The organism is Chryseobacterium lathyri, from assembly GCF_019970085.1.
Classification (GTDB): domain Bacteria; phylum Bacteroidota; class Bacteroidia; order Flavobacteriales; family Weeksellaceae; genus Chryseobacterium; species Chryseobacterium lathyri.
This window is the reverse complement of sequence record NZ_JAHXYG010000008.1, coordinates 16,801-35,912: the sequence shown is the minus strand read 5'-3', so window position 1 is coordinate 35,912 and position 19,112 is coordinate 16,801. Positions and strand designations below refer to the sequence as shown.

The window sequence follows — 19,112 nt, the reverse complement described above, 5'->3', positions numbered from 1 at the left end:
AATTCTTCTTTTTACCCTTAATCTTAGGATTGATCGGTTTCTTTTTCCAGCTGAACAGGGACTTTGGAAGATTCTATGCACTGCTTTCATTATTTATTTTAACAAGTGTCGGAATTATTTTCTACACCGGCGTGAAACCTTTCGAACCGAGAGAAAGAGATTATGCGATGGTCGGTTCCTTTTATGCATTTGCGATCTGGATTGGCCTTGGAGCAGGAGCCATTTTATGGTTTATCCAGTCTAAGATAAAATCAAACGGAGCAAACATCGCTTTAGGAGTAGTTTTATTGGGTGTCCCTTTTATGATGGGTTTCCAGAACTACAATGTACACGACAGAAGCAACAGATATACCGCTTATGATTATGCCTATTCAGTATTAAAGTCACTTCCTAAAAACGATATTTTATTTGTTTATGGAGATAATGACACGTACCCGGTATGGGCTATTCAGGAAACGGAAAGATTCAGAGATGATGTGAAGGTGGTTAACTTTACCCTTGCTTCAACTCCGTGGAACCTAGATCAGGTAAAGAGAAAAACATATAATGCAGCAGGAATTCCAAGTGAACTGACTCACGAGGACTACAGAGACGGTGTAAACGACCAGATCTACATGATGAAGAAAGAAGACTGGGAAGGAGTTTTCTCTATGCTGAAAGAACAGGGTGTCCCTGATACACAATTCGGAGCCTTCAGAAAATACCTTACACAGGATTCACTGACATTGAAAGAGGCTGTTGACTTTATCAAATTCAAATCTCCTGAAAAAGATGAGCTTTTAAAAATGTACTTCGGGGAAGAAAAGTTTGAGAAATATAATATTCTTCCGGTAAACAAGTTCATTCTTCCGGTTAACAAAGAAAATGCATTAAAAGCAGGAATTATCACCCAGGCGGATCTTCCGGATGTAGTGAACCAGATCATGATTACCTATAAAGGAAACACGCTATATAAAAATAACCTGATCATGCTGGATATGCTGGCCAATTTCGACTGGAAGCGTCCTATTAGCTTCTCATCAGGAGGAATTTATGACAGTGAAAATATTTTCTATCTGAATGAATACCTTCAGTTTGACGGATTCAGCTATAGATTAGTTCCTATCCATACCAAGGAGAACGCAGATGGAGATATGGGAAGAGTGGATACTAATTCTTTATATAATGTTGTGAAGAACTTCAGATGGGGGAATTTTAAAGACCTGAATACTCATTTTGATGAAACTGCTACTTCGAACATTATGAGCTACAGAATGTCAGCAAGCAGAGCAGCTTCAGCATTGGCATTAAAAGGACAGAAAGCTAAAGCTATAGAATTATTAGACCTTGCCTCAAAAGAAATTCCTGCTGAGAAATTTAATGATCCACGTTCATTAAGCTCTATGGTCACCGGATATATCATTGCAGGACAGGAGAAGAAAGGTCTGCAGCTGGCAGAAATCCTGAAAAAAGGTATTTTTGAAGAGTACGATTACTATCTGAGTCTTTCACCGGCTGATCAAAATTTTGCAAGAAGACAGATGAGATCCAAACCAATGGAATATTCTCTTGTAGTAGCTGCTGTTACAGATGCTTATAAGAAATTGGGACAAGATGAAAAGGCATATGCTTACCTGGTAAAATCTATAGAACCGATTGATAAGAAGTTCAACACTTTCCTCAAAGATCTTCAGCAGATGGGTAAAGAAAAGGCAAGGAAAGAATCTGAAAATATCCAGAAGATTTCACCTTTTTACCAGTATTTGTTCGATGTGATGGAACCTTTTGATTCTACCTATTCAAAAGAAAAAGAGGAGCAGATCACTACAGCAATTATTAAAGCAACACAATAAAAAATATTAATAAAATATTTTAAAAAAACGGGACTTTTAGTTCCGTTTTTTTTGTCATTGGATTCATAAATTTAAGATTATATTTGTGATATTAAAAATGCGTGATGGCTCAAAATAATAGACTCCCAATCTATGCCGTGATTTTTACGGTTGTTTTCAAACTTCTTTTTTTATTGACTCACTATATTCAGGAAGATGCATTCATTACCTGGAGGGTAGCCCAAAACCTGTTAGATTATGGTGTAATAGGTTTCAACGGAGAGACCAAAATTTCAGCTTCTACCACACATCTGTATGTTTTTGTGTCTTATATATTCAATCTGATCTTAGGAAAAGAATATTTTATTGAACCCCTGTTGACCTTCAATTCCATACTTTTTACCATAGGAACATTGCTTCTTGCGCATCTGACCCTTAAGAATCCGTGGCATAAAGCTATTTTTATATTTTTAATCGGAATATTGCCGCCTTCCATTAAAATTTCTATTCTTGGAATGGAATACGGGATACTTTTCTTTCTGGAAATGGCGCTTCTGTATTACGGTTTCAGTAAAAACAAAAGATGGGCACTGATTCTTTTGCCGGTTTTGATTATGTTTACAAGGATTGATACGGTCATTTTTCTTGGAATTGTATTTCTTGTCGATATTTTTTGGAACAGAAAAATCAGATGGCAATATGTCTTTGGAGGAATGCTAGGTGTTTTATCTGTATTGTCTTTTAACTGGCTGTATTTTGGAGAGCTGGTTAATAATACCATTGTGGCCAAAAAGCTTCTTTATGAACATGATTTTACTTTTGCACAAAACCTCAATTACTTTCTGGTAAGCTTCGGCAATTTCTGGGGAATGCTAAAACTTCCCGGAAACTTCAATCCGGTAACCATCATTATACTAATCTTTGAGTTGCTGTGCTTTATTTATCTTGTAAGACAGAGAGAAAAGAGGAATTATTTCTTATGGATGATTTTTATTTTCGGTTGGGTAAAGCAAATTATTTTTATCTCCCAAAAAAGCTTATTTGACTGGTACTATTGGGTGCCACAGCTGTTGCTTTTTGTTCCCATTCTTATTTTTGTTTTGGAGCAGAAAGAGAGGAGAAATGTATGGCTATCCTTATTAATAGTATTTTATATAGTTCCAATGCTGGCTTTCCAAACTATGCATGCCATTGCTACAGGACACGGAGAGTGGAATTACCGCAGAGAGATAGGACTGTTTTTGGATACTTTCGAGAAAGATAAAAGCCAGTGGATACTTTTGGAACCTGCGGGCTATGTACCTTATTTTTCAGGATTAAAAACGATTGATGAAGTAGGATTGGTAGACAAGCAGATCCAGACGGAAATAAAAAAAGACAAAGCCCATTACTGGATCAATACCGTAAAAAGCAGGAAACCAAAATATCTTCTTTCCTACAAGAACTTATTTAAAGGAAATGATGCTGTGTACTACCAGACACATTATAAGCTGATGAAAGAATTCAGGATAAAAGACAATCTGAAAAGTGATAATCCTATCCTGGAAAAGATTTATCATCTTAAGCCATCCGGAACGGATTATAATTTATATATTAAGAATGATTAAAAGATTGAAAAATTTAAAGATTGATGGAAAAGAGGGAAGAAGTACAAACTCTTATACCTTAAAACCCTGCAACCTAATACCTATCTAATTCCTAAAAATATGAAATACTGTGCTTTTCTCCGTGGTGTCAACGTAAAAGGAACCAATATGAAAATGGCTGATGTATGCCAGGTTTTTAAAGACGCCGGAATGTTGGATGTAAGTTCAATATTAGCCTCGGGAAATATTGTATTCACTTCTGATAAAAACACAGAAGATTTAAAGAAAATTTTAGAAAAAGCAATGTCTGATCGTTTTTCTTACGAAGCTTTCTTATTCATAAAATCGCAGGAAGAAACACAGGTTTTCTGGAACAGCATTCCTTTTGAGAAAAAGGATGATCTGCATATCTATGCTTTTGTAGGAAATCCGGGAATAGAAAATGTTTTGATGACAGAATTCGAAGCTGCTTCCAAAACTGAAAACGAGAAAGCGGAGATTGTTGGAGAAATATTTTACTGGCAGGTCCCGAAAGGAAATACTTTAGATTCCTCTTTTGGTAAAGTTCTGGGAAAGAAAAGCCTTAAAGATCAATTCACCAGCCGCAACATCAATACTTTTGAAAAGATTTTGAAAAAAATGGGAATATAAAATAACAGGCTCCATATTATTATAATATGAAGCCTGCTTTTAAGATTTAAAAAGTATTTGAATGGGGCCGGATTATCTTCTCTGCTCCAAATGTTCTAAAGATTCATTTTTTTTCTGTTCAAACTGAAAATTTTGGAAATCCTTATTGTCAGAAGTTTCAAGGTTGAAACTTTTCAATACGGCTACTTCTGCTTTTAAATTCTCACCTTCAAAATCCAGGACATGGCCGCCCTGCTTTCCATCTGATGAGATAAAATGGAAGTGAAAACCTTTGACGTTGATCCCGTTTAAATATTCAGGAAGATAAAAACCAACCAGAGTACCTTCGGTATCCGAAAAGTCAAATATTTTTTGTTTATCAGCAATAGAAGTTAAAGCAGGAAACGGTTCTTTTTCCACAGGAGGGAAAGCTCTGGTCTTCACATGGGTAAATTTCCCCGTTATTTTTACGGCAAACATTGAATTTTTATGTGAAAGAATATTACTTATTTCCCGTAAAGCCGATTGATAATCTACTTTATTTTTAATGGTGAAAATATGATCCGGTTTGAAGAAAGTAACAAAAATCAAAGATGTTTTAAACTGGTCGCCGGGTGTAATAGTCAGGCCTGTAGCCTTCGTTTGATATACTTTTCCATCCAATATCGTAAGCTCTCCGTCCAGCATATCAGGTGCTCCCAATCCAAAATCACCTTTTGATTTTAAATCTTCCAGAGAAAGTGTTCCCTTGTAAAGCCCGCCTATAAATGCCTCTGCAATCCCATACTGGTACAGGTGATTGTGTTTTAATGATTTCATTGTGTGATCTGTTGCTGGATTTTTGAGTAAAGAATTGCTGTGATCTGTCTGCTGGGCATTGAAGTGATTACTTGCTGCCCATAAAATGAAATAAAAGATATTTTTCATTTTTATCGTTGTCCTCCAATGGCTAAACCTCCGTCTACCAGAATACTTTCGCCCATTATAAAAGAAGCTGCAGGGCTGCTGAGCCACAAAACCAGTTCCGCCACTTCTTCAGGAGCTGCAAAACGTCCTATCGGAGCATGCTTTTTAAATGGTTCTATTGCTTCGTCAGCATTGTCTCCCGGAAAAAATCTGTCAAACATTGGAGTACGGATATATCCCGGCTGGATACTGTTGATCCGTATACCTTCAGATGCCGTTTCAATGGTCAGTGCTTTTGTTAGCCCATCTATTGCAGCTTTACTTGCTGAATAAATGGCTGAACCGGAAGATGCTCCTCTGGCCAGCCATGAAGAAGTATTGACAATTGTTCCGCCGGTTCCCTGCTTTTTAAACTGTTCAATTTCATATTTGCAGGCCAGCCATACACCTTTTGTATTGATGTTCATAACCCTGTCATATTCCTCTTCAGAGGTATTGTCAATCGTTGAAAACTGCCCTTCAATTCCGGCATTATTGAATGCTACATCCAATTTTCCGAAATGTCTGACGGTTTCATTAATCAGATGCTGAACCTGATCGCTCTTTGAAACATCTGTCTGTACAAAATGTATTTTGTGATCTCTTGAGCGCAGTTTTTCTATAGCCGCATTTCCCTGTTCCTCTCTACGGCCGGCAATAACGACCTGTGCACCATTTTTTAAAAATAATTCCGCAGCAGCCAGCCCAATGCCTGTAGTACCTCCCGTAATGAGTGCTGTTTTTCCTTGAAAAGTTGGATGTGTCATAATTTGTTATTTAGATGACACAAAGTTCGACGGTACTGGAATAAAATAGTTATGCAGAACAAATCAAAGGTTATGATTTGGAAAGGATTCTTTTTCTGAACTGATTAGGAGAATCTCCCGTCTTTTTCTTGAAAGAAATAATAAAATTGGAAGTATGTTCAAACCCAAGGCAATAAGCAATTTCATTGACACTCCAATTGCTGAACTGGAGTAAAGATTTTGCTTCCTTCATGACCCGTCCGGCAATCCATTCTGAGGTAGTTTTGCCCGTTGTTTCTTTAAGAGCTTTATTCAGATGGTTAGTATGTATGTTCAGCTGGGTAGCAAATTCATTTGCATTTTTTAGTAGCATGACATTATCCAAACTAACCGGGAACTGATGGTCCAGAAGTTCTAAAAATAACATACTGATGCGTTCGGAAGCATTCGAATGTTGAGCATACGTTTGAGGTGGCTGTATCTTCATTGCTTCATGCATAATGATCTGTATGTAATTTCTGAGGAGGCTGTACTTATTATCATAATTCGACTGAGCCTCATTCAGCATGTTTTCATATACATTTTTCAACAGTTGTATGCTGGCTTCATCAGGAAAAAACACATGATCTCCTCCTGCTTTAAATAAAACCGATTGAGACAGACTCTCATTTTTAAGTTCAGAGCTTACAAATTCTTCTGTAAAAAGACAAAAATAGCCGGTCTGTACTGAAGAGGTAGGCTCCCAGGAATAAGGGATCAACGGGTTGAGAAATACAATCGAAGGCTTATCAATTTTGATGAATTTATCAGCATAACTTAATATGCCTGTTCCTTCGCACATCATGGATACTTTATAAAAATCTCTGCGGTAAACAGGTTTTAAGTTCTTGCTGCATTCAAAATCCTCTCTGCGGTATACATTGCAGTGAGCATCCTGATCATGTTCTTTTCCGTGCAGAATATAAAATTCTTCCAAAGTTTCTCTCGGTTTCATAGTATAAAGTTATAAAATAATAAAATACAAGCAGGACAATTTCAAGTAGATGAATAATTAAAATTTCGTCATAATTCTAGGAATGGTTAAAGCCTTCAAATAATTTCCGATTCTGAAACTTTATAAGTATTTTTACTGAACTTTTTAATTTACATAAAAATGATCCAGTATTTAGATAATATTCATCACAAAGATTCAAAAAACTTTTTCCTTATTGCCGGTCCATGTATCATTGAAGGCGAAGATATGGCATTGAGAATAGCAGAAAAAGTAATAAGCTTAACAGACAAATACAATATTCCATATATTTTTAAAGGTAGCTTTAAAAAAGCAAATAGAAGCCGTGTAGATTCTTTCACAACTATTGGTGAAGAAAAATCTCTGGAAATTCTTAGAAAAGTAGGAGAGACCTTTAATATTCCTACTACAACGGATATTCATGAAAATGAGCATGCTGCGCTGGCTGCACAGTATGTTGATGTACTTCAGATTCCTGCATTTTTAGTACGCCAGACCGACCTTTTAGTGGCTGCGGCAGAAACCGGAAAATGTGTGACCCTGAAAAAAGGGCAGTTCCTTTCTCCTGAATCTATGAAATTTGCCGTTCAGAAAATTACAGACTCCAATAACCAGAAAGTGGCTATTATTGAAAGAGGAAATTCCTTCGGATATACGGACCTGATTGTAGATTACAGAGGTATTCCTACCATGAGACAGTATGCGCCGGTTATACTGGACGTTACCCATTCATTGCAGCAGCCTAACCAGAGTTCCGGAGTTACGGGTGGAAGACCCGATCTTATAGAAACGGTAGCCAAAGCAGGGATTGCTGTAGGAGCAGACGGAATTTTTATTGAGACCCATCCTACACCGGAAACCGCTTTGTCAGACGGAGCCAACATGTTAAGATTAGATTTATTGGAAGATTTGTTACAGAAATTAACAAGAATTAGAGAATCGATTTTGTAATTGTTAAAAAATCCCTATTTTTAGAAATTCTTAAAATATTTCTTTTGAAAAAACTAGTTTTACCACTAAGCCTTATGGTTCCCGTGCTTATTTTCTCTCAAAACAGAAAAAAAGATACTGCGGATAGAGTAACCGATATTGAGGAAGTCGTTTTCCAGAAAAAAGTGATCGGGAAAACAAATGACATTACCAATGTAAAAATCTCCGCAAAAGATGCAAAAGGAATCGCTACCATAGGGGGAGGAATTGAAGGTCTTCTTAAAACCCTTCCTTCCGTAAACTCTAATACCGAATTGTCTTCCCAATATATGGTACGTGGCGGAAACTATGATGAAAACCTTATCTACATCAATGATATTGAGATCTACAGACCTTTTCTGATCAGAAATTCACAGCAGGAAGGGATGAGCATCATCAATCCTGATATGGTTTCGACGGTCAATTTCTCTGCCGGAGGATTCGAGCCGAAATACGGCGATAAAATGTCTTCAGCACTGAATATTTACTACCGCGAACCTGAAAAATTTGAACTTTCAGGAGAAGCAAGTTTAATTGGCGGAAGACTAACAGCCGGTTTGGCATCAAAGAATAAAAAACTGACTGCTTTATTTTCAGGAAGATACAGAAATACTAACCTTGTTCTGAATACCCTGAATGAGGATACGGATTTTAATCCTACCTATTGGGATTTCCAGTCTTATATCAACTATCATCTCAACGATAAATTCTCCATGTCGTTCATTGGGTACTACTCCAAGAACGATTATGAAATGGTTCCGAAAGCCAAGAGCGTCACTTTTGGAAGCCTTCAGCAGCCAATTACGGTAAACATTGGTTATGGTGGAAGGGAGCAGGATATGTACAAAAATATGATGGGAACTTTTTCCCTGAACTATAAGCCTTCGGACCAATGGAAATTTACATTGGACAGTTTTGCGTATCAGAACAGAGAAAAAGAATATTATTCTATTGCTTCAAGCTATGAGATCCAGACTTTTGATATTGTGACAGGAGCACCCAACCCTTCTTTTGATGGTGGCGGGCAGATAGAACATGCGAGGAATGACCTGTTTGTAAGAACTTACGGAACACAGTTCAGAGCAAAATTTTCTCCGAATATTAATACCGACATTGAAGTCGGATTTAAATACGAAAAAGAAAACCTGAATGACAATACCAACGAATGGAAGTTGGTAGACAATGCAGGATACAGTATTCCGCGTCCTATTGATGATCCTAGGACAGGAGAATCGGGAGATCTGGAGCTGTTTTATCAGATTGCAGGGAAAAATAAAATAGAACCTTCAAGACTGTCTGCTTATGCGCAGTATTCCCAGAAATTTTACTGGGGAGCCAGCAAAGTATTCCTTAATGCCGGAGCCAGAGTTTCAAACTGGAGCTTCAATAAAGAAACGATCTTTTCACCAAGATTTCAGTTTGCGATAAAGCCTGACTGGGATACGGATATGCTTTTCAAACTTTCCGGAGGGATCTATTACCAGGCTCCTTTCTACAAAGAGATCAAAGATCTTGACGGAAATTTCAATTCCGATATAAAATCTCAGCGTTCCATACAGTTAATTCTTGCCAACGACTATGAGTTCTACATGTATGACAGACCATTTAAGCTGACTACAGAAGCCTATTATAAGAAAATGGATGATCTGATTCCTTATTATATGGATAATGTAAGAATCCGCTATTCAGGAAAAAATAATGCTTCAGGATATGCCTATGGAATTGATACCAGGTTATTCGGGGAATTTGTTCCGGGTGTAGATTCGTGGCTATCTGCAAGTTATGCTAGGGTATACGAAAATATTGACGGAAGAGGAAATATTCCGAGACCTACCGATCAGAGATTCAGATTTGCGATGTTCTATCAGGATTATATGCCTAAATTTCCATCGATGCGTGTCAACCTTACCTTGGTATATGCTATGGGACTTCCGAACGGCGCACCTGTTTTTACCGATCCTTACCAGTACCAGAAAACATTACCTGCTTATAAAAGAGTGGATTTAGGACTTTCAAAAGTATTCATTGATTCCAAAGACAAGAAAAAACGTTCCGGTTTCTGGGGTAATTTTGAAGAATTAACCTTAGGGGTCCAGGTTTTCAATGCATTTAACATTAATAATACCGTTGCCAATCAATGGATCACAGATTATAATTCAAGTGTAATGTATCCAGTCCCGGTACGTCTTACAGGACGTTTCTTTAATGTAAAACTTGAATTCAAACTGTAGAATAGAGGTTAGAAGTTAGATTTTAGAAATTAGAATTTGCTAAACAATTAAAATCTGATCAATCTGTAAAATCAGTGAGAGTAAAAAATAAAAAAGGCTTCTGAATATTCAGAAGCTTTTTTATTAAGCAGAATTTTATAACAAGTATACTGAATTTTATAACAGTGGTGTCCGGGATATTTTTACCTTTGTCTTATCAATGAAAAAGATTCTTGCCATACTATTTTCTGTTTTCTACTTTGGATTCTCTTCCGGAGCAGCTTTCAGCGTACATTTCTGTATGGAGGAATTTGTTTCTGTAAGCCAGAAAACCTCAGATATTTGTGGCAAATGTGGTGTCAAAGAAAAAAAAGGATGCTGTAAAACTGAAATTAAGGTCGTAAAAGTAGATGATTCTCAGAAATCCGATCTGCTGATGATTAATTTTTTAAGTCAGATTGTTCCGGATTTACCACAACACCAGTTTTTCTTTGTTGACAAATCTTTTTCGGCTACAAAATTTACCCAGATAAGAATCAACGGGCCACCTGAATACAGGCCTGTTCCTATCTATATCAATCATTGTAATTTTAGAATTTAAGATCCGTCTGTTGTCTGGTATGAATCAGATGATCATTCCTTCGTAGACAACACGGCTCAACGCATCATGCGTTTCAATTATTCTTTATTAAAAATTAATTCTAAAATTTAAAACAATGAAAAAGTATATCATTACAGCAGCATTATCTTTATTCTCAATCATTTCACTTTCTGCACAGTCTAAAAAAGACGCTCAGGTTACAAAACTGTATCAGAGTTATATTGCCATTAAATCAGCTTTGGCTTCCGACGATTCGGATAAAACCTCAAAAGCAGCGGCAGAATTTATCAAAACAGCCTCAGCAGTTGATTATAAAATGGTTTCTGAAGGTAACCTTAATATTTTAAGAAAAGATGCCACAGTAATCTCTGATGCCCGAAATATTACAGCGCAGAGAGAAACCTTTTCCAACCTTTCTGAGAATATGATTGCTTTAACAAAAGAATTTAAGCTTTCAGAAAAACCGGTTTACGTACAATATTGCCCAATGGCCGATTCCAGTTGGTTAAGCGATGAAAAACAAATCGTTAATCCTTACTACGGAAAATCTATGCTTTCTTGCGGAAGTGTAAAGTCAGAAATAAAATAATTATTGTATTTAATTTTAAAATAATAGGTTGTATATCTTAAGTTATATTTTACTTTAATTTATGCATCTTTTTTAAAGTTCGGAATATTATGAAAAAGCTAATCATATTTCTGGTGCTTTTGTTCTCTGTTTTTACTTTCGCGCAAACAACAAAAACTTATTATACCTGTCCCATGCATCCTGAGGTAGTATCTTCCAAACCCGGAGACTGCCCGAAGTGCAAAATGACGCTGGTGAAGAAAACCGTTGTGGTACAACCGAAAGCTACGCCACAGCCCGAAAAGAAAGCAGTACAAAAGCCTACAGAAATTAAGACCCATAAGGATAAAACTAAAATTCAGCCTAAGACTAAGGTAAAGGTTATTGCAAAGCCAAAGGTTCAGGAAGTCAGAAAAGATAAACCTGAAACAAAACTTAATCCTCAGCCTAAAGCTTCTAAGTCTCAATCAAAATCTCAGGCTGCTGCTGTCTACACTTGTCCCATGCATCCTGAAGTCACTTCAGACAAACCGGGAAAGTGTCCAAAATGCGGAATGGAACTGGTAGAAAAAGAGAACCATCAGCATGCTGTTGTGGAAGAGACGAAAACAGATCAATCTGTATTCAAAAGAAACTCGGAAAACGGAAAAGTAACTTTTGGTGGAAAAACAGTGAGATATGATCTGTATGTAAAAGATACGGTTGTCAATTTTACAGGAAAAAACCGAAGAGCCATTGCAATCAACGGAAAACTGCAGGCTCCCACCTTATATTTTACGGAAGGGGATACTGCTGAGATCTATCTTCACAATATGCTCAAAGAAAATACAGGACTTCACTGGCATGGTGTGATCCTTCCCAATGAGCAGGATGGGGTTCCATACCTTACCACAAAACCTGTAACACCCGGAGAAACTCATTTATATAAATTCAGAGTATCCCAAAACGGGACGTACTGGTATCATTCCCATGAAGCATTGCAGGAACAGATCGGGATGAACGGAATTCTGGTATTTAATAAAAGAGAAGGAGATCCGAAACCATTGTATAATGCTGAAATACCAGTATTATTAGGAGACTGGAGCGATGAAGACCCGATGCAAATCGCAAGAAGACTTCATATGGCCAACACAGACTGGTATGCGATTAAGAAAAATGCAGTACAGAGTTATTGGGAAGCCATTAAATCCGGCAATTTTGGAACAAAAGCCCTGAATGAATGGAAAAGAATGGAGGCTATGGATGTGAGTGACGTTTATTACGATAAATTCCTGATCAACGGACTTCCAAGCTCTGATTATTCCAATCTGAAAGCCGGCGATAAAGTGAGATTAAGAGTTGCCAATGGCGGATCATCCACCTATTTCTGGCTGAATTATGGTGGCGGAAAAATAAAAGTAATAGGAAATGACGGAAATGATGTGGTTCCGGTAGAAGTTGACCGTCTCATCGTTGGGGTTTCCGAAACCTATGATATTGAGGTAACCATTCCGGAAAATAAAAGTTTTGAATTCCGTTCCACATCGGAAGACAGGGTAGGACACGCTTCACTGTGGCTGGGTTCCGGTGAAAAAGTAGAAGCGCCTAATCTGCCGAGGTTGATGCTTTTTGAAGGAATGAAAATGATGAACGGAATGATGGAAATGAGTGGGAATATGAAACCAATGAATATGACGATGGGCAACCAGATGATGGATATGAATGAAGTGATGTATCCCGAACTTCCTGAAAGCCAAAGGAAAATGACAATGAAGCACATGAATGAAATGATGGGAGTCAAAACCAAAGAAGATGATCAAGGCAGGCAGGAAGATCATTCCCAACATTCGGGAATGGATATGAAGGAAGAAAAATCGATCAAAAGGCTGTCATACAATCTTTTAAAATCTCCCGAAAAGACTATTCTCCCTGATGAAAATGTAAGAGAGCTAAAGTTTACCCTGGAAGGAAACATGAATCAATACCTGTGGACACTGGATAACAAAACAGTAACGGAAACAGATAAAATTCTTGTAAAGAAAGGGGAGATCCTGAGAATTACCATGTACAACAATTCGATGATGCGTCACCCGATGCACCTTCACGGACACGATTTCAGACTGATCAATTCAAAAGGAGAATATTCCCCGCTGAAAAACGTAGTGGATATCATGCCAATGGAAACCAATACAATTGAGTTTGCTGCGAATCAGGATGGTGACTGGTTTTTCCACTGCCATATTTTATACCATATGATGGCCGGAATGGGAAGAATATTCAGCTATGAAAATTCAAAACCCAATCCACAGTTACCGGACAGAAAACTGGCCTGGAAAAACTTTCTGAAAGACAATAAAATGATCAGTTCCATGGCTATGCTGGATATAGCAAGCAATAAAATACATGCAGAAACGATGACTATGTTCGGACCGAGATGGGCCAACTTGAACGAGTTTCATTCCAACTGGGATTTTGATCATTTTGAAGGAAGTATGAAAGTCGGAAGATTCCTTGGGAAATTCCAGTGGGCCCTTCCATATGCCGGTTTCAGGATTCAAAAAAATCATGAGATCATGGAAAGACAGATGGCCGAAGATATGGGCATGGAATTCCATGGTAAGAAAACCTGGTTTGAACAGCAGAAAGCTTCAAAAGACAAATATGCTTTCATGGTTGGGGTACAGTATCTTTTACCCATGCTGATTACAGCAGATGCAAGTGTAGACCAGAACGGAAAAGTATTGCTGGAACTAAGCAGGGAAGATATTCCGATTTCCAGAAGAATAAGAGGAAATTTTTCTCTGAATTCAGACGGAGAATTCTCAACCGGTTTAAGGTATATTTTACAAAAATGGTTATCAGTCTCCGGAAATTATGATAATGAAATAGGCTGGGGAGCCGGACTTACCCTGACTTATTAGATAAAAGGAACCCAATGCGGGTTCCTTTTTTATTTTCGTATTCAAAATATAATATATTTTTGTATAAAATGAATTAATCATGATCAGCAGGATTACCCAGACCAAACAGCTTCTGTTATTTTTACTGCATTTTTGGAGTGGTAATTTTCCAATAGATAAGAATCTTATAAGCCGTGAACAGAAATAATGAACTGAAGACACTTGCACGTGTTTTTATTACTTTGGGAGTTACTGCATTTGGTGGTCCGGCCGCCCATATAGCCATGATGCAGCAGGAAGTGGTCGCTAAACGAAAGTGGATGAGTGAAGAGCATTTCCTGGATCTGATGGGAGCTACAAATCTTATTCCGGGCCCCAACAGTACCGAAATGGCAATGCATATAGGGCAGGACAGAGCCGGCTGGAGAGGTTTGATTGTGGCAGGATTATGCTTTATATTTCCGGCAGTAATGATAACGCTGTTTTTTGCATGGCTTTATAAAGAATACGGTCAGCTTCCTGAAGTTCAGCCATTTATTTATGGAATTAAACCTGCTATTATTTCAATTATTCTGATAGCCATTTTACCGCTGGCGAAAAAATCATTAAAAAGTATACAGCTTGGAATCATAGGTGCTATGGTACTGGTGTTGGCTTTAATGGGTGTCAATGAAATATTGCTGTTATTTGGTGCCGGACTATTAGCTATAGCTTTATCATTGTTTTCAAACAGGAAAACAATCAGTTCTTTTTTACCCCTGGGTATATTACAGGTTTCAGATTTCAATTTATTTTCAACGGCTAATGTAAGTTTGTTTCTGACATTTCTTAAAATAGGGTCTATTTTATATGGAAGCGGATATGTATTATTTGCTTTTTTGGATGCCGAACTGGTAGAAAAAGGGTTGTTGACAAGGCAGCAACTCATAGACGCAATTGCTGTAGGACAGTTTACGCCGGGGCCTGTATTTTCTTCGGTTGCATTTATTGGATATCAGATCAACGGCTGGCCGGGAGCGGCAGTTTCTACAGTTGGTATTTTTTTACCGTCATTTATATTTGTAGCATTATTAAATCCTATTGTAAAAATGATGCGGAATTCAAATCTCTTTTCTAAATTTTTAGATGCTGTGAATATAGCATCTGTAGCGATAATTGTTTCCGTTTGCTATGTGATGGCAAAAGAAAGCATTAGCGACTGGCGGGCAGTTCTTATAGCAGTAATATGTCTGTTACTAAGTTTCAGCTTCAAAAAAATTAATAGTGTCTGGATTGTTTTATTGGGATCGTCTTTGGGATATGTTTTGAATTTGCTGTAATAGCAAGACCTTTCCTGTTTCTACTGGATTTGCAAATCATTTTCTTTTTTCCATTAATTTACATTTCCAGCCGGATTATCTTTTCTGCCAGTTTTTGATTGGTGATATCCGGAATCAGCCGCATAAAAAAATTACGTAAAGTATTCCCCTTTTCCCACTGCGAAATTTTTCCAATCCTCCAGCTGGTATTAACAATATAATCTACCTTTTTCCTTCTTATCTTTTGGAATTCTTCAAAAACAACATTAAAATCATGGCTCTTTTCCAGTAATCTTCCAATGATATAGGCATCTTCAATAGCCTGACAAGCGCCCTGGCCCATATTAGGAGTCGTTGCGTGGGCGGCATCTCCAATTAGACACAGGTGACCAGAATACCAGGAAGGAATAGGAGACAGGTCAATAATATCATTAAGAATAATATTTTCTTCTAAAGTTGTTTCAAGAATGTCCAAAACAAGAGGATGAAAGTCTTCAAAATAATCACATAGTTTCAAATAACGTTTGTTTTTTTTTTCATTAACCAAAGCATACCAATACAACTTGGTATCTGAAATCTTCACAAAACCGAAGCGCTTTCCTTTTCCCCACATTTCAATGGCTTCCTGGTCAAACTGCTGTGGTAAATCAAATGTTACCAGTCCGCGCCAGCATTTCTGTCCTGCATTACGGATGTTTCCTGTTTCCACGATCTGATCTCTGATCTGAGATTTTATCCCGTCTGCGCCAAAAACTATTTTACTTTCTGCCTGGATTCCATTTTCAAAATGTAAGGAGTGATTGTCTTTCTTTTCAATCTTACTTAAAGAATGATTGAGCTGAATATGTTCATATCCGATATTTTCAGCCAGAATTCTCTGTAGTTCAGCTCTGTGAATGGCTACATTGCAGGAATTGTATTTTTTTTCCAGGGCAAGAATACTGGTCTTTGTGATGGGTTTTAAAGACTCGTCGGTAATGGAAATTCCATGGACCTTATTTCCTGCATTTTCAATTTTTTCTTTTAAACCTAGTTTGTCGAAGATCTGCATGGCATTAACAGCCATCATGATTCCTGCTCCCACAGGTTTTATTTCAGGAGCAGCTTCAAAGATGGTAAAATCATAATGCTGCTGCTTCAGGATATTTCCCAAAGCCAGTCCGCCGATTCCAGCTCCTATGATTGAAATAGTGTCCATCAGAATTGGGATTTATTTTTTAAAGGCTTAAAATATAGTTCTCAGATACTTTTTTAAATCCGTATTTATTGAAGAAATGATGGGCCCCTGTATTGCCAATTCCGCTTTCCAGCATTATAAAGCTGATATTCCAGTTTCTGGACTCTTCTACAGCCTTCTCCAGCAATGTACTTCCAAGAGACTGTCCTCTAAGTGATTGATCTAAAAGCATATCTTCCAGTACTGCATAATTTTTAAATCCGCGAATAATGTTGAAAATCAGCATTCCGATGATCTTTCCTTTGTCATTTTCAGCAATCAGGATGTTCAATTTTGATGTATAATCAGCATCAAAACCCGAATTAAACTGATGAGTCAATATTGCTTTAAGATCCGGATTCCAGTGATCAGAATCTAAAGCTCTTCCTGAAATAATTTCTCCGTGAGAGATATAGGAATCTGTCTTATGGGCAATAAAGAAATTAACCAGTTCTTCCGTCCGCGTAGTATCCGTAAGCCATGTTGTGGTGTAATTCATTATTTTTTTATTTCAGATTTTTCAGTTCGTTAAGCAGTTGGTTCTGTTTGTTGATGAAATTGTCCAGCTGATCCGTTTTCATAGGATGTGCATTCTGGTATTTTTCAATTTCAGGAAGTGTTTTTCTGATCTTAAAAGCAGTGTACAGGTTATTGATATCATCATTGTTTGTATTGACTTTGGCGATCAGTTCTTTTACCTTGCTGATTTTCAAATCATACATATCAGAGCTGATTTTTATTTCTTTTTCCAGCTTCTGTTTTAAGAGAGAATCTTTAATGGTACCGGCCTGATAATAGGCATCAGCATAAAAAGACTCGGATTTTTGGAGTGTTTCTCCATAGATAGCTAACACTTTTCCGTTTTCTTCAGATAATTGAATCAGCTTGTCGTCAAGAGCTTTTAAACTTTTATCATTTTTGATCAATTCGGAATAAATTTGATCGATCATATTATCTTTACGGTAGCTTTTTAAAGAACCTGAGACCGACGATTCTGCATTGTCAACGGCATTTTCTACAGCTGGGGCATTTCTGGACTTATTTTCTTTACAAGAAAGCAGTGATAGGCCTAAAACAGAGGCGAAAAGTATTTTTTTCATAGTTTTTAGATTTGGTTTTATCTCTTATTAGTTGAACATACTTTAAAGATTGTTACATTCTTTATACAGCTGAATGTAAATCAAAGTTTTTGTGTTTAAAATTCAAAGTAATTTTAAAATTTCCCAGGCCCGTATCTCCTTTTATTTCCAGTATATCATTTCGTATTTTCTTAAAAGAAGTATTAAATCGTAGAGAAACGTAAGGAAAATTTTAAGGACTATGGATTAATTGTAAAATGGGTTTATTAAAAGGTATAATAAAGATCTCATGATCTAAAAAAACGATTTCTGCTTTATAGTAGGTAAGTTTTGCCCCTATTTTTGAATAGCTTTTAATATTTGTTTCAATATTTTTGATTGAAGTATAGTTTCTGCCTTTTATATCCCTGAAAAAAAGTGCATGCCTATTTTTATGATAAAAATAGAGTAGGACATTAATTAAGATAAAGAATAAAATAATTCCTCCGATCAAAAAGCAAACATCTGTATTCATAATACAAAAATAAAAAACGGAGCCTGAAAACAGACTCCGCTACTTGTTTTTTACGCTAAAAATTATTTACCTAAATAAGATTTAAGGATCTTACTTCTGGTATTATGTTTTAGTCTCTTAATTGCTTTTTCTTTAATCTGACGAACTCTCTCTCTTGTAAGATCGAAAGTTTCACCGATTTCCTCTAAAGTCATCGGGTGTTTCCCGTTCAGTCCGAAATACAATCTTACTAAGTCAGCCTCTCGAGGCGTCAAAGTATTCAATGCTCTTTCGATTTCAATCTGAAGAGACTCAAGCATCAGATCTTTGTCTGGACTTGGAGATTCTCCTGAACGCAATACATCATAAAGATTAGAATCTTCACCTTCTACTAAAGGTGCATCCATGGACAGGTGTCTTCCGGAGTTTTTCATAGATTCTTTAATATCTTCCTCGCTCATGTCAAGAACTTCAGCCAATTCTTCCGGAGAAGGTGGTCTTTCATTTTCCTGTTCAAGGTGAGCGTATGCCTTATTAATTTTGTTGATGGAGCCGATTTTATTCAGCGGAAGCCTTACAATTCTTGACTGTTCAGCCAGAGCCTGTAAAATTGACTGACGAATCCACCAAACCGCATAAGAGATAAATTTGAAACCTCTAGTTTCATCGTACCTTTTTGCTGCTTTCATCAGTCCCAGGTTACCTTCATTAATCAAATCGGGTAAAGAAAGACCTTGGTTTTGGTATTGTTTAGATACAGAAACTACGAAACGAAGGTTGGCTTTGATTAATTTCTCAAGTGCTGCTCTGTCGCCTGCACGTATTTTTTGTGCCAGTTCTACTTCTTCGTCCGCAGTGATCAGTTCCACTTTACCAATTTCCTGCAAATACTTGTCTAATGAAGCAGTTTCCCTGTTGGTTACCTGCTTAGTGATTTTTAATTGTCTCATCTATTTTTATCCTCAAAAAAGAGTTACTATATATTATACGTATGAAGTGATAAAAAGGTTACACCAGTTTTAATTATTTTTTAAATATAGTAATGGAAGGTCAGGATTGAAGGTAAAGA

At 37.0% G+C, this 19,112-nt stretch carries 15 protein-coding genes and 1 pseudogene; 9 read left to right on the top strand and 7 right to left on the bottom strand.

Translation table 11 applies throughout. The features are described 5' to 3' along the window. The 3 genes and pseudogenes from LC418_RS20770 to LC418_RS20760 all read left to right on the top strand — a co-directional run. Positions 1–1,832 (top strand): annotated as a pseudogene (locus LC418_RS20770) (DUF2723 domain-containing protein); the annotation flags it as partial. Positions 1,833–1,936: 104 nt separating this feature from the next. Then, on the top strand, positions 1,937–3,418 hold the full coding sequence (locus tag LC418_RS20765; protein WP_223560508.1) for an LTA synthase family protein: 1,482 nt from the start codon (positions 1,937–1,939) through the stop codon (positions 3,416–3,418). 99 nt (positions 3,419–3,517) lie between these two features. Then, entirely contained in the window at positions 3,518–4,048 is a 531-nt protein-coding gene (locus LC418_RS20760; RefSeq protein ID WP_223560507.1) for a DUF1697 domain-containing protein, read from the top strand. 72 nt (positions 4,049–4,120) lie between these two features. On the opposite strand, the gene budA is transcribed toward LC418_RS20760, so the two are convergent. From budA to LC418_RS20745, 3 genes are all read right to left on the bottom strand, one after another. After that, complete coding sequence (gene budA / locus LC418_RS20755; protein WP_223560506.1) at positions 4,121–4,954, bottom strand: acetolactate decarboxylase; 834 nt, start codon at positions 4,952–4,954, stop codon at positions 4,121–4,123. A 2-nt stretch (positions 4,955–4,956) separates the two neighbouring features. Then, on the bottom strand, positions 4,957–5,739 hold the full coding sequence (locus LC418_RS20750; protein ID WP_223560505.1) for an SDR family NAD(P)-dependent oxidoreductase: 783 nt from the start codon (positions 5,737–5,739) through the stop codon (positions 4,957–4,959). A gap of 70 nt (positions 5,740–5,809) precedes the next feature. Beyond that, positions 5,810–6,712 carry a helix-turn-helix domain-containing protein gene (locus LC418_RS20745; RefSeq protein ID WP_223560504.1) on the bottom strand — a complete coding sequence of 301 codons (903 nt, stop codon included), beginning with the start codon at positions 6,710–6,712 and terminating at the stop codon, positions 5,810–5,812. Between the two features lie 159 nt (positions 6,713–6,871). Between LC418_RS20745 and kdsA the strand changes: the two genes are divergently transcribed. The 6 genes from kdsA to chrA all read left to right on the top strand — a co-directional run bounded on the left by kdsA (position 6,872) and on the right by chrA (position 15,276). Beyond that, entirely contained in the window at positions 6,872–7,681 is an 810-nt protein-coding gene (kdsA, locus tag LC418_RS20740) for a 3-deoxy-8-phosphooctulonate synthase (protein WP_111960978.1), read from the top strand. A gap of 44 nt (positions 7,682–7,725) precedes the next feature. Then, positions 7,726–9,930 carry a TonB-dependent receptor plug domain-containing protein gene (locus tag LC418_RS20735; protein WP_111960979.1) on the top strand — a complete coding sequence of 735 codons (2,205 nt, stop codon included), beginning with the start codon at positions 7,726–7,728 and terminating at the stop codon, positions 9,928–9,930. Between the two features lie 199 nt (positions 9,931–10,129). Continuing rightward, on the top strand, positions 10,130–10,510 hold the full coding sequence (locus LC418_RS20730) for an HYC_CC_PP family protein (protein ID WP_223560503.1): 381 nt from the start codon (positions 10,130–10,132) through the stop codon (positions 10,508–10,510). Between the two features lie 115 nt (positions 10,511–10,625). After that, on the top strand, positions 10,626–11,099 hold the full coding sequence (locus tag LC418_RS20725; RefSeq protein WP_223560502.1) for a DUF3347 domain-containing protein: 474 nt from the start codon (positions 10,626–10,628) through the stop codon (positions 11,097–11,099). Positions 11,100–11,188: 89 nt separating this feature from the next. Further along, complete coding sequence (locus tag LC418_RS20720) at positions 11,189–13,978, top strand: multicopper oxidase domain-containing protein (RefSeq protein ID WP_223560501.1); 2,790 nt, start codon at positions 11,189–11,191, stop codon at positions 13,976–13,978. Positions 13,979–14,151: 173 nt separating this feature from the next. Then, on the top strand, positions 14,152–15,276 hold the full coding sequence (gene chrA, locus LC418_RS20715; protein WP_223560500.1) for a chromate efflux transporter: 1,125 nt from the start codon (positions 14,152–14,154) through the stop codon (positions 15,274–15,276). A 58-nt stretch (positions 15,277–15,334) separates the two neighbouring features. On the opposite strand, the gene LC418_RS20710 is transcribed toward chrA, so the two are convergent. The 4 genes from LC418_RS20710 to LC418_RS20695 all read right to left on the bottom strand — a co-directional run bounded on the left by LC418_RS20710 (position 15,335) and on the right by LC418_RS20695 (position 18,993). Beyond that, entirely contained in the window at positions 15,335–16,453 is a 1,119-nt protein-coding gene (locus tag LC418_RS20710; protein WP_223560499.1) for an FAD-dependent monooxygenase, read from the bottom strand. Between the two features lie 19 nt (positions 16,454–16,472). Then, positions 16,473–16,970 carry a GNAT family N-acetyltransferase gene (locus tag LC418_RS20705; RefSeq protein WP_223560498.1) on the bottom strand — a complete coding sequence of 166 codons (498 nt, stop codon included), beginning with the start codon at positions 16,968–16,970 and terminating at the stop codon, positions 16,473–16,475. Positions 16,971–16,977: 7 nt separating this feature from the next. Continuing rightward, entirely contained in the window at positions 16,978–17,571 is a 594-nt protein-coding gene (locus LC418_RS20700; RefSeq protein ID WP_223560497.1) for a hypothetical protein, read from the bottom strand. Positions 17,572–18,126: 555 nt separating this feature from the next. Beyond that, a complete protein-coding gene (locus LC418_RS20695) occupies positions 18,127–18,993 on the bottom strand; it encodes a sigma-70 family RNA polymerase sigma factor (protein WP_099767369.1) in 867 nt (288 codons plus the stop codon). Positions 18,994–19,112: the final 119 nt, after the last annotated feature.

Bases quoted from the DNA above. Each gene is read 5' to 3' on its own strand.
- LC418_RS20765 (WP_223560508.1), top strand. From the start codon at position 1,937: ATGGCTCAAAATAATAGACTCCCAATCTATGCCGTGATTTTTACGGTT.
- LC418_RS20760 (WP_223560507.1), top strand. From the start codon at position 3,518: ATGAAATACTGTGCTTTTCTCCGTGGTGTCAACGTAAAAGGAACCAAT.
- budA (WP_223560506.1), bottom strand. From the start codon at position 4,954: ATGAAAAATATCTTTTATTTCATTTTATGGGCAGCAAGTAATCACTTC.
- LC418_RS20750 (WP_223560505.1), bottom strand. From the start codon at position 5,739: ATGACACATCCAACTTTTCAAGGAAAAACAGCACTCATTACGGGAGGT.
- LC418_RS20745 (WP_223560504.1), bottom strand. From the start codon at position 6,712: ATGAAACCGAGAGAAACTTTGGAAGAATTTTATATTCTGCACGGAAAA.
- kdsA (WP_111960978.1), top strand. From the start codon at position 6,872: ATGATCCAGTATTTAGATAATATTCATCACAAAGATTCAAAAAACTTT.
- LC418_RS20730 (WP_223560503.1), top strand. From the start codon at position 10,130: ATGAAAAAGATTCTTGCCATACTATTTTCTGTTTTCTACTTTGGATTC.
- LC418_RS20725 (WP_223560502.1), top strand. From the start codon at position 10,626: ATGAAAAAGTATATCATTACAGCAGCATTATCTTTATTCTCAATCATT.
- LC418_RS20720 (WP_223560501.1), top strand. From the start codon at position 11,189: ATGAAAAAGCTAATCATATTTCTGGTGCTTTTGTTCTCTGTTTTTACT.
- LC418_RS20710 (WP_223560499.1), bottom strand. From the start codon at position 16,453: ATGGACACTATTTCAATCATAGGAGCTGGAATCGGCGGACTGGCTTTG.
- LC418_RS20705 (WP_223560498.1), bottom strand. From the start codon at position 16,970: ATGAATTACACCACAACATGGCTTACGGATACTACGCGGACGGAAGAA.
- LC418_RS20700 (WP_223560497.1), bottom strand. From the start codon at position 17,571: ATGAAAAAAATACTTTTCGCCTCTGTTTTAGGCCTATCACTGCTTTCT.
- LC418_RS20695 (WP_099767369.1), bottom strand. From the start codon at position 18,993: ATGAGACAATTAAAAATCACTAAGCAGGTAACCAACAGGGAAACTGCT.